This is a genomic window from Gluconobacter sp. P1C6_b (assembly GCF_018811945.1).
Lineage (GTDB): Bacteria > Pseudomonadota > Alphaproteobacteria > Acetobacterales > Acetobacteraceae > Gluconobacter.
The window spans coordinates 1-2851 of the sequence record NZ_JACRVU010000053.1 but is presented as its reverse complement, the minus strand read 5'-3'; the positions used below and the strand labels follow the sequence as shown (position 1 = coordinate 2851).

Here is a 2851-nt window from a genome sequence, read left to right as displayed (position 1 = left end):
GCCCCACGGACTGCGCGCCCCTGTCCGGCCCGCTCCCCTCATAAATCCCGTCATCCATGCCGCCACCGATCCCCTCTACGGAAAAATTCGTACGCATTTTTTGCTTTTCTTTCAGTTTGGCTGTTGACGCCCCACACGTGCAGGGGTAAACGCCTCTTCACCGAGCCGGGATGCCTCAGGAAACTGAAAAAACCCGGTGCTTTCTGAGCCCAGATGGCGGAATTGGTAGACGCGCAGGTTTCAGGTACCTGTGTCCGAAAGGACGTGGAAGTTCGAGTCTTCTTCTGGGCACCACAGACGATCAGGCGATAAATCGCCTCGATCCTCTGGTGATCAAAAAAACTTGGTGACAATAGAATGAGCCAGCAGAACGCCATCCATCTTTATGACGGCGATCTGCCAGACGACTTCGATCTCGGCCCCCTTGTTGCCATCGATACCGAGACCATGGGTCTCAATCCCCATCGTGACCGCCTCTGCCTCGTCCAGCTCTCAGCCGGCGATGGTGAAGCCCATCTCGTCCAGATCAAACCGGTCTCCATGGGCGGCCGTGGCTATGACTGTCCGAACCTCAAGGCCCTCCTGACAGACGATTCCGTCACCAAGCTGATGCATTTCGCACGCTTTGACGTCGCAGTCCTGCAGAACGCCTTCGACATCACAATCCCGTCGGTCATCTGCACCAAGATCGCCGCCCGGCTGGTCTACACCTTCACCGACCGCCACGGTCTGGCGTATCTGTGCCGCGATCTTCTCGGCGTGGAAATCTCCAAACACCAGCAGAGTTCGGACTGGGGCGCACAAACCCTCACCCCCGACCAGCTCCGCTATGCCGCTTCGGACGTGCTGTATCTTCACGCATTGTGGGATAAGCTCGAAGCCATGCTGATCCGTGAAAACCGCCGTGACCTCGCGCAGGCCTGCTACGATTTCCTTCCGGCCCGCTGCCGACTGGACCTCATGGGCTACGAAGAGCCCGACATCTTCTCGCACCGCGCCTGATTTCCGGCCTGGCCTGAACATGCACCGTCCGTCGCCCCGCCCCTTCCGTACTGCGCTCGATTCGGCGCTCCAGACCGTCTCCATCGAGCGCGAAGGCCTTCAGGCCCTCGAACACGCCCTCTCCGGCCCGCTCGGAGAAGCTTTCTGCGAGGCCGTGAACCGCATCGCCAAAAGCGAAGGCCGTCTGATCGTCACCGGAATCGGCAAATCCGGCCATATCGCCCGCAAGATCCAGGCCACCCTCGCCTCAACCGGCACGCCCTCCCTTTTCCTGCACCCTGCGGAAGCCGCCCATGGCGATCTGGGCATGGTGGCCCCGGGCGACCTGATCCTCGCCTTCTCCAATTCCGGCGAAACCACCGAACTCGCCGCGATTCTGTCCTATGCCGCCCGGCAGAACCACTGCGTGATCGCCATCACCTCGGTCGACACCTCCGCGCTGGCCCGCGCCGCCGCGATCCCGCTGGTCCTCCCCACGAGCACCGAAGCCTGCCCGATGGGTCTGGCGCCGACGACGAGCACCCTGCTGCAACTCGCCCTGGGCGACGCGCTCGCCCTCGCGCTGCTTGAAAAACGCGGCTTCACCGCCCGCGATTTCGGCGTCTTCCACCCCGGCGGCCTCCTCGGCGCCCGCCTGCGCCCCATCAGCGAGCTGATGCATACCGGGGACGCCCTGCCTCTCGGACAGGGCAGCCTCCCGCTGCGCTCCGTCATTCTCGAGATGACACGCAAGTCATTCGGGTGCATGGGTGTCACTGATGACAATGGTGTACTTCAGGGCCTCATCACGGACGCCGACCTGCGCCGCGCCCTCTCCGGTGACCTCGACACGACCACGGCGAAGGACGTCATGAACGCCGCCCCCGTCACCGCCACCCCCACCACGCTGGCGCAGGACGTGCTGCTGCTCATGAACCAGCGTGAGCGCCCCATCACAAGCCTCTTCATCGTGGATGAAGACCGGCGCCCCTCGGGAATCGTCCACGTCCACGACCTCCTGCGAAGCGGCCTGTCATGAACGGCCACAACCCGGACGCTCCCGGCCCCAACGCTCCGGGCTCCGAAAACGGCGAGCCCCGCATCCGCCGCGAGGATTTCGATCCCGACCGCGCCGAGAGCCTCGCCCGTCTCGACAGCCTGCGCCGCGCAGCCTTCCAGCGCATCCGTCAGGCCCCCGACGCCGAACAGCTCGCCCGCCGCCGCTCCCTTCTGGGATTCGCCAAATGGGCGCTGCCGGGCCTGGCCCTCGTCCTGCTCAGCTCCATCGCCGCCTGGCCCGAGATTTCCCATCTCATGAACCAGAACCGCGCCGCCCTGAAGGAAATGGCCCGCCTGCGCGTGGAAAGCGGCAACATGGAACAGGCCACCTATCGCGGCCTCGACGCCCATAACCATCCCTACATGATCACCGCCCGCACCACCCACCAGCAGGGCCCCGATCGCGTGGATCTGGTCGATCCCGTCGCCGACATCCAGCTCTCAAGCAACTCCTGGGCCCATATCCGCTCCGATCGCGGCGTCTACATGCAGCACGAACAGACACTCGATCTCGACGACAACGTCGTGCTCTACCGTGACGACGGCCTTCTCATGAACGGCCCCTCCGCCGATCTGGACCTCAAGGTCGACGTGATCGCATCCCGCGACTGGGTCCACGCGGAAGGCCCCTTCGGTCGGCAGGACGCCCAAGGCTATTTTCTGGACCAGCATGCAGGTATCATGCAGTTTACAGGACCGGGACTGACGGTCCGCAACGATGACAACGGCCCTCCGAGTGCGGCGGCCCGCCTGCACCTGCAAGGACTGAAGACCGAAAAATGATCCCCCGCCCCGCAGCCCTCCTCCCCCC

Annotated in this window: 3 protein-coding genes and 1 tRNA gene; all 4 read left to right on the top strand. The window is 64.0% G+C overall.

The annotated features are described in order from the left end of the window. Positions 1-207: 207 nt before the first annotated feature. The 4 genes from KP701_RS15960 to lptC all read left to right on the top strand — a co-directional run bounded on the left by KP701_RS15960 (position 208) and on the right by lptC (position 2823). Positions 208-294, top strand: a tRNA-Leu gene (locus tag KP701_RS15960). 63 nt (positions 295-357) lie between these two features. After that, positions 358-1002: a ribonuclease D gene (locus KP701_RS15955; RefSeq protein WP_215747899.1), complete on the top strand. Its 645-nt coding sequence runs from the start codon at positions 358-360 to the stop codon at positions 1000-1002. Positions 1003-1021: 19 nt separating this feature from the next. Next, positions 1022-2020: an SIS domain-containing protein gene (locus tag KP701_RS15950; RefSeq protein ID WP_215747898.1), complete on the top strand. Its 999-nt coding sequence runs from the start codon at positions 1022-1024 to the stop codon at positions 2018-2020. After that, positions 2017-2823: an LPS export ABC transporter periplasmic protein LptC gene (gene lptC / locus KP701_RS15945; protein WP_225198383.1), complete on the top strand. Its 807-nt coding sequence runs from the start codon at positions 2017-2019 to the stop codon at positions 2821-2823. Before KP701_RS15950 ends, lptC begins: the two co-directional genes overlap by 4 nt. Positions 2824-2851: the final 28 nt, after the last annotated feature.